7 protein-coding genes are annotated in these 7,582 nt (G+C 64.4%); 4 read left to right on the top strand and 3 right to left on the bottom strand.

Annotation, left to right across the window (positions count from 1 at the left end):
• On the bottom strand, positions 1-548 hold a 548-nt coding region (locus tag A5711_RS23930; protein ID WP_067950928.1), incomplete at its 3' end, for an acyl-CoA thioesterase II.
• A gap of 83 nt (positions 549-631) precedes the next feature.
• On the opposite strand from A5711_RS23930, the gene A5711_RS23925 reads away from it, so the two are divergent.
• The 4 genes from A5711_RS23925 to A5711_RS23910 all read left to right on the top strand — a co-directional run bounded on the left by A5711_RS23925 (position 632) and on the right by A5711_RS23910 (position 4,053).
• On the top strand, positions 632-1,009 hold the full coding sequence (locus tag A5711_RS23925; protein ID WP_067950927.1) for a DUF1801 domain-containing protein: 378 nt from the start codon (positions 632-634) through the stop codon (positions 1,007-1,009).
• A gap of 80 nt (positions 1,010-1,089) precedes the next feature.
• Positions 1,090-2,319 (top strand): acyl-CoA dehydrogenase family protein, encoded by a 1,230-nt coding sequence (locus tag A5711_RS23920; protein WP_067950926.1) that lies wholly within the window; start codon positions 1,090-1,092, stop codon positions 2,317-2,319.
• 12 nt (positions 2,320-2,331) lie between these two features.
• The gene (locus A5711_RS23915) at positions 2,332-3,198 is read left to right on the top strand and encodes a hypothetical protein (RefSeq protein ID WP_067950925.1); all 867 of its coding nucleotides are present in this window, start codon (positions 2,332-2,334) and stop codon (positions 3,196-3,198) included.
• A 72-nt stretch (positions 3,199-3,270) separates the two neighbouring features.
• Positions 3,271-4,053, top strand: a complete 783-nt coding sequence (locus tag A5711_RS23910; RefSeq protein ID WP_067950938.1) for an SDR family oxidoreductase — start codon at positions 3,271-3,273, stop codon at positions 4,051-4,053.
• Here the strand turns inward: A5711_RS23910 and A5711_RS23905 are convergent.
• Positions 4,046-6,961: an RND family transporter gene (locus A5711_RS23905; RefSeq protein ID WP_067950924.1), complete on the bottom strand. Its 2,916-nt coding sequence runs from the start codon at positions 6,959-6,961 to the stop codon at positions 4,046-4,048. The two genes, A5711_RS23910 and A5711_RS23905, sit on opposite strands and share 8 nt — an antisense overlap.
• Positions 6,958-7,392 carry an MmpS family transport accessory protein gene (locus tag A5711_RS23900; RefSeq protein ID WP_067950923.1) on the bottom strand — a complete coding sequence of 145 codons (435 nt, stop codon included), beginning with the start codon at positions 7,390-7,392 and terminating at the stop codon, positions 6,958-6,960. Before A5711_RS23900 ends, A5711_RS23905 begins: the two co-directional genes overlap by 4 nt.
• Positions 7,393-7,582 lie beyond the last annotated feature (190 nt).

Here is a 7,582-nt window from a genome sequence, read left to right as displayed (position 1 = left end):
GCCGGATAGTCGACGGGGCGCCGCGCGGCGTCGCGCACCCACACGGTGGTCGTCGACGAGGGGCTCGGCTGCCCGCCTTTGCCGGGCATGGGGCCTTCGGCGAACCGCATGTCATAGAGGGTCGTCCAGCGAACGAGGCCCGGATCGGTGGCGGGCAGCCGCTCAGGGTCGGGCGCGCTCGGTGGGCGGCTTTCGGTGTCGGCCCAACTGTCGCGGCGGATAGCGAACAACGCGGTCGCCGTGGTCTTGACGTCACCGTCTTGGCTGAGTTCGGCGATCCAGTGCTGGTTGGAGCGATTGGTGCGCGCGGTCCGCAGCGAGACGTCGAAGTCGCCGTCGGCGATGGGGGCGGCGTAATTGACGGTGAGCGCCAGCGGCTCGCCGATGCGATCGGGGTGTGACTCGATGGCGTGCAGAATCATGGCGGCGGTGATCCCGCCAAAGGGGCCGACCATGTTGGCCCATTCCGGATGGGTGCGCCCGCGCCTGGTGTGGGTGTCGACGGTCTCCAGCCGGATGGCGTCGTCGAAGGGATGGGTATCGGTCATGCTGAGTACTGCAGACTACGGGCCTCCGCCTCCGGCGTCGGGCACGGGGCGGTCGAGCGACAACATCGGAAGGGCGAGCCACGATGGCCAACTCCCAGGACAAATCTCCCGCAGAGCTGATCGACGCCAGGATCAAGGAACTAGGGGATTGGCGCGGCGAGATGCTGGCCCGCATCAGGCAACTCATCAAGGACGCCGACCCAGACGTGGTCGAGGAGTGGAAGTGGCGGGGTGTTCCGGTCTGGTATCACGACGGAATGATCTGTACGGGCGAGACCTACAAGAAGGTCGTGAAGATGACCTTCGCCAAGGGCGCCTCGCTCAAGGATCCCTCGGGTCTGTTCAACTCCAGTCTCGACGGCAACACCCGGCGGGCGATTGACTTCACTGAGGGCGACACCGTCGATGAAGAGGCATTGAAGGCGCTGATTCGCTCCGCGGTGGAGCTGAACCGGTCGTAGGGCGCAAACCTGTACAGCCGCGGAAGCGGTGCTGTACAGTCGCCCAGCACAAGGTCGAGGCTCGAGTGGGAGGCCATCCGGTGACGTCCGAGTCGGTCGAAGACTTTCGGCGCCGGGCCAAGGCCTGGCTGGCCGACAACCTCCCGCGGCTGGATTCCGGCGACGCGATGGTCCTGCAGCGCGACGAACTGTCCTCCTGGCAGCGCGCCCGCGAACTGCAGAAGAGGCTGTACGACGGGGGATTCGCCGGCATCTGCTTCCCGCGCGAGTACGGCGGGCTCGGCCTGGGCTACGAGTACAAGAAGGCGTTCGACGCCGAGGCCCTCGCCTACGAGACGCCGCTCATGCTCAACGTTCCGTCCTTCGCCATCTGCTGCGCGACGATCCTCGACACGGGCAGCGAGGAGCAGAAGCGCACGCACATCGCGGCTGCGCTGCGCGGCGACGAAGTGCTGGTGCAGTTGCTGTCGGAACCCAGCGGGGGATCGGACCTTGCGGGCGTCCTCACTCGCGCCGAACGCCGGGATGGGCGATGGATCCTCAACGGCGCCAAGACGTGGAGCACGTGGGCGTTCGCCGCCGACTACGGCCTGTGCCTGGCCCGCACCGACTGGAGCGTCCCCAAGCACGAAGGGCTGACGATGTTTCTGGTGCCGCTTCGGCACCCCGGGGTCACGATCAACCGCATCAAGCAGGTTAACGGCTCCGTCGAGTTCTGCGAGGAATTCTTCGACGACGTCGACGTCGGCGACGACGCCGTAGTGGGGGAGCCGGGGAAGGGATGGGAGGTGGCCTCGCGCCAGCTGTACCACGAACGTCGAAGCATGGGCGACGGTTCGGAGTACACCAGCGGGCCGGGAATAGCTGAAGCTGAGGACATTTCGGTGGACCTGCTGTTCCTGGTCGACAAGACGAGCCAATTCGGCAGCGAACGAGTTCGCGAGATGGTGGGTAGGGCCCTGGTCCATCGCGCCGTGCACCGACACCTCAGCGAGCATGTCTTCCACGCCGTGACCAAGGGATCCCTGCCACCCGCCGCCGGATCGATCATCCGGCTGTCCATGGCCGAAGTGCACGACGTCGAAAACGACACCGCATTGGCTGTCGCCGGCCCGGCGGCCGTGGTCGACGACGAGGCGGGGCTGCTCGACATCGGCACCCGCTACCTGGGCCGTCAGATCGCCAGCATCGGCGGCGGGACCACAGAGATGGCGCGCAACGTGATCGGCGAGCGGGTGCTGAACTTCCCGCGCGAGTACGCCGCCGACCGCGGCGTGCCGTTCAACCAGGTGCGGCACGGAAAAGCCTGAAGGAGGCCGGAATTGAGCGATCGACTTCGTGACATCCGGGAGTTGGCGGGAGACTCGGACGCCTACCGCGACGAGCTGTACCGGCGCTGGACCGGCCTGCTCAGCTACCGCTACATCGGTCGCAAACACTCCTCGATGGACCTTGGGGAGGTCGACGACACCGTCACCATCCGCCGCGACATGCGCAACGAGGCCGGGGGAATCATGGTGGCGCCGTTGGCCATTTCCTCCCCGGAGGGATGCCAGACCGACATGGTCGCGGTGCCCAACCCGGTCATCGCGTCGGTGCAGATCGTCGACCCCGGCTACGACGTCAGCCGGGTCGAGATCGTCGAGTCAGGCATCGTGCACCAGGGCCGCACCATGGGCTATGGGCGATGCAAGATCGTCGACGCCGACAACCCGGATCGGGTGATCGCCTTCAACGAGGGGCAGGGGGCGATCATCGGCATCCCGCCGGAAGGTCTGGACCGGATGGATGTTTCGGGTACGGAGCTGGTGGTCGAGGATTCGCCGGACCTGCCGCCGCTGTGGCAGGCGTTCGGCGCGAGCAGGCGCGGTGACGGCCACTGGGTGCTGCCCGAGCTCAGTACCGAACTGGCTTCCCCGGACGCCGCGCTGCACATCGGCCCGCAGCACGTCGTCCTCGAAACCGCGGCGATCGATCTTGCCGCCGGCGTCGCCGGAACGCGAAGGCTCCAGGTGGTCAGCTGGCACGTCATGTTCATGTCGCGCGGCAAGGTGGGTCCGTTCCGCGTCGAGGGCACCGCGCACGCGGGCGGGCCGGGACGCGTCGGCGTGCGGATGCTGCTGCACGACGAGGGCAACGCGGATAAGGCCGTCACCTCCGCCGCTGCGGTCTTCGACGTCGTGGAGTAATTCCGGCTCTGGCCATACACCACCTGCGGTACGTATGGTGCTTAGCACTACGGACACGACAGGAGAATGGCAGTGGCAGAACGGTTAGCCGGGAAGGTCGCGCTCATCAGCGGGGGTGCGCGGGGAATGGGCGCCTCGCACGTGCGGACGCTGGTGTCCGAGGGGGCCAAGGTGGTCTTCGGTGACATCCTCGATGAGGAGGGCAAGGCCGTCGCCGCCGAGGTCGGTGACCCGGCCCGCTACCTGCACCTCGACGTGACGAAGCCCGAGGATTGGGACGCCGCGGTAGCCACCGCCCTCAGCGAGTTCGGCGGCATCGACATCCTCGTCAACAACGCGGGCATCATCAACATCGGCACCTTCGAGGACTACGCGCTCTCGGAGTGGCAGCGCATCCTCGACATCAACCTGACAGGCGTGTTCCTGGGCATCCGCGCCGTAGTGAAGCCGATGAAAGAAGCCGGACGGGGATCGATCATCAACATCTCCTCTATCGAGGGGATCGCCGGCACCATCGCCTGCCACGGGTACACCGCCACCAAATTCGCCGTCCGGGGGCTGACCAAGTCGGCGGCTTTGGAGTTGGGGCCCAGCGGAATTCGGGTGAACTCGATCCACCCCGGGCTCATCAAAACCCCGATGACCGAGTGGGTCCCCGAAGACATCTTCCAGACCGCGCTGGGCCGCATTGCCCAGCCCAAGGAAGTCTCCAACCTCGTCGTCTACCTGGCCAGCGACGAATCGAGCTATTCGACCGGCTCGGAGTTCGTCGTCGACGGCGGCACCACCGCCGGCCTGGGCCACAAGGACTTCTCCGCGGTCGACACCGCCGGGCAGCCGGACTGGGTTACCTAGCCGGAGCGAGGGATTCGGTCTCCTCGGGCGCCTTCTCGTCACTCGGCTTGGGCCATGGCGACGGAACCGGGCGTTGCCGCACACGTTGGGGCCACCAGAACCATTTGCCCAGCAGCGCGGCGATTGACGGCGTCATCAACGACCGGACGATCAGGGTGTCGAACAACAGACCCAGTCCGATGGTGGTACCGACCTGACCGATGACCGTCAGCTCGCTGACCGCCATCGTCATCATCGTGAAGGCGAACACCAGGCCCGCCGAGGTGACGACCGAGCCGGTACCGCCCATCGATCGGATGATCCCGGTGTTCAGACCGGCGTGGATCTCCTCCTTGAACCGCGCCACCAACAACAAGTTGTAGTCCGCGCCCACCGCAAGCAGGATGATGACCGACATCGCGAGCACCATCCAGTGCAGCTCGATGCCGATGAGGTGCTGCCAGATCAACACCGACAGGCCGAACGACGCGCCCAACGACAGCAGTACGGTGCCCACGATGACGGCCGACGCTACCACGCCGCGGGTGATGAGCAGCATGATGATGAAAATCAAGCACAGCGAAGAGATCCCGGCGATCAACAAGTCATAGGTGTTGCCGTCACTGAGGTCTTTGTAGATCGACGCCGTGCCCGCCAGATAGATCTTCGAGCCCTCCAGCGGCGTGCCCTTGAGCGCCTCATAGGCGGCCTTCTTGATGGCGCCGATGTGCGAAATGCCTTCGGCGGACATCGGATCGCCGTCATGGCTGATGATGAAGCGCACCGCATGGCCGTCGGGGGAGATGAAGTTCTTCATCCCCTTCTTGAACTCGGCGTTGTTGAAGGTCTCCGGCGGCAAGTAGAACGAGTCGTCGTTCTTGGAGGCATCGAACGCCTTGCCCATCGCATTCGAGTTCTTCTGCGCCTCGTTCTGCTGATCCTGGAGGCCCTTCTGGGTCGCATACATGGTCAGCATCGTCGTTTTCATGGCCTTCATGTTCTCGATCATCGACGGCATCAGCGCCACCATCTGAGGCATCAGTGTGTCGAGATGATCCATGATCGGCAGCAGGCTCTCGATGTCGTCGGTCATGATGTCGATGCCGTCGAGGCCGTCGAAGACGGATCTCAGCGACCAGCACACCGGGATGTCATAGCAGTGCCGTTCCCAATAGAGATAGCTGCGGATGGGCCGGAAGAAGTCCTCGAAATCAGCCATGTGCTGGCGTAATTCGTTGATGTCGATGGTCATGTCGTGCATCTTCTTGACCATCTGGTGCATGTCGTTGGCCATCTGCGCGGTGATGCTCGACATCTTTTCCATGCTGTCGATGGTCGTCTGCATCATGTCGGCCTGATGCAGCATGTCGGCCATCTGGTCTTCCTGATACTTCTGGTTCATCTGCTGGGTGACGCCCTGCATGCTGATCTGGAACGGGATCGAGGTGTGCTCGATCGGCGTGCCCTGGGGCCGCGTGATGGCTTGCACGCGGCCGATTCCCGGCACCCGGAAGACCGTTTTGGCGATCTTGTCGATGACCAAGAAATCCGCGGAGTTGCGCAGATCGTGGTCACTTTCGATCATCAGCACTTCAGGATTCATCCGCGCCTGCGAGAAGTGCCGGTCCGCCGCCGCGTAACCCTCGTTCGCGGGGAGATCGGCGGGCAGGTAGTTGCGGTCGTTGTAGTTGGTGCGGTACCCCGGCAAGGTCAGCAACCCGACGAGGGCGATCCCGATCGTCAGGACCAGGATTGGCCCGGGCCAGCGGACCACGAGCGCGCCGATCTTGCGCCAACCGCGAATCCGTTGAGTGCGCTTGGGTTCGAGCGTCTTGCGGAAACGCGTCGCCACCGAAATCACCGCCGGACCGAGCGTCAACGCGGCCGCCACGACCACAACCATGCCGATGGCCAACGGGATGCCCAGCGTCTGGAAATAGGGAAGGTTGGTGAAGTGCAGGCAGAAGGTCGCGCCGGCGATGGTCAGGCCCGACCCGAGCACCACATGTGCGGTGCCCTTGTACATGGTGTAGTACGCGTCCTCGCGTGATTCACCCACGGCGCGGGCTTCCTGATATCGGCCGATCAAGAAGATCGCATAGTCGGTGGCGGCCGCGATCGCCAACGTGACCAACAGGTTGGTGGCGAACGTCGAAAGCCCAATGATCTTGTAATAGCCCAGGAATGCGACCATCCCGCGGGCGGCCGAGAGTTCGAAGACCACCATCAACAACGTGAGTAGCACGGTGACGACCGACCGGTAGACCAGCAGCAGCATTCCGATGATGACCGTGAACGTTGCCGCGGTGATGAGCTGCAGGCTGCGGTCGCCGGCGGTGTGCTGGTCGGCCGACAGCGCGGCGGGCCCGGTGACGTAGGCCTTCACCCCTTTGGGCGGGGACAAGCTCTTGACGATGTTTTGCACCGACTCGACGGATTCGTTGGCCAGGGCTTCGCCCTGGTTACCGGCCAGATACACCTGGACGTAGGCGGCCTTGCCGTCGTTGCTCTGCGCGCCCGCCCCGGTCAGTGGATCGCTCCACATATCCTGCACGTGCTCAACGTGTTTGGTGTCGGCGTCGAGCTTCTTGACCATCTGGTCGTAGTAGGCGTGGGCGTCGGCGCCGAGAGGATTTTGGCCCTCGAGCACGATCATGACCGAGCTGTTCGACTTGTACTCGTTGAAGATCGCGCCCATCCGCTTGGTCGCGACAACCGACTGCGCATCGTCGGGGGTCATCTCCACCGAGCGCATCTTCCCGACCTCGTCCAACTGGGGGACGACGACGTTGAGCACCGCGATGAGCGCGATCCAGCCGAGGATGATGGGGACGGCGAACGTCCGGATGATCCGCGGAATCTTTTCCCGCACCGGTTCTTGGGCCACGGGGATGGTGTCGGTGCGGGCGTCGTCAACGTGTGCGCTCATGCGGATTTCACCAAGCAGAAGGTCAGGGCGTGCACGCGGTCGGTCATGTTCTCGGCCTTGACTTCGTCGTCGATGGTGATGCGACAACCGAGGGAATCACCGTCGCTTTGCGCCGATAGGTTCGGGAAGACGGAGGGGGCGGTCGTGCTGAGCACTAGCGTCCAGGGCAAGGTCGCATTGTCGACCCGCTTCGGATCAGAGGACAGGTCCAGGTAATTCACGTTGGCGGTGCGGGCCGAGCCGAAGACCTCGTACTTGACGACCTTTGGCTTGAAGGGCTTGGAGTCATCCAGCCGCGGGCTCGTCATGACGCCCGTGTCGTGGGCTCCAAAGAACGACTTGACCCGGGCCACGGCGAAGCCGCCAACCACCAGGACCGCGACGATCAGCAGCGGCAACCACGCGTTGCGTACAACCTTCGATATCTGCACCTGGGAGAGTCCCTCCTCATCATCCGATCATGATGTGGTCAGTTTGTGCGCAACGACTTACGGTGCACCGCAACGGTTTCGACGGTCACCAGGTTTGACGGTCTCAGGGCAACGGCAACCCGAGAACACCGGTCGCCGCCCCCAGTGGCGACGCGCGCCTCGTGACGCGGAGGCGTTCTCGAGTACCGCA

The organism is Mycobacterium sp. E2238 (genome assembly GCF_001672665.1).
Lineage (GTDB): Bacteria > Actinomycetota > Actinomycetes > Mycobacteriales > Mycobacteriaceae > Mycobacterium.
This window is presented reverse-complemented; position numbering and strand designations above follow the sequence as displayed.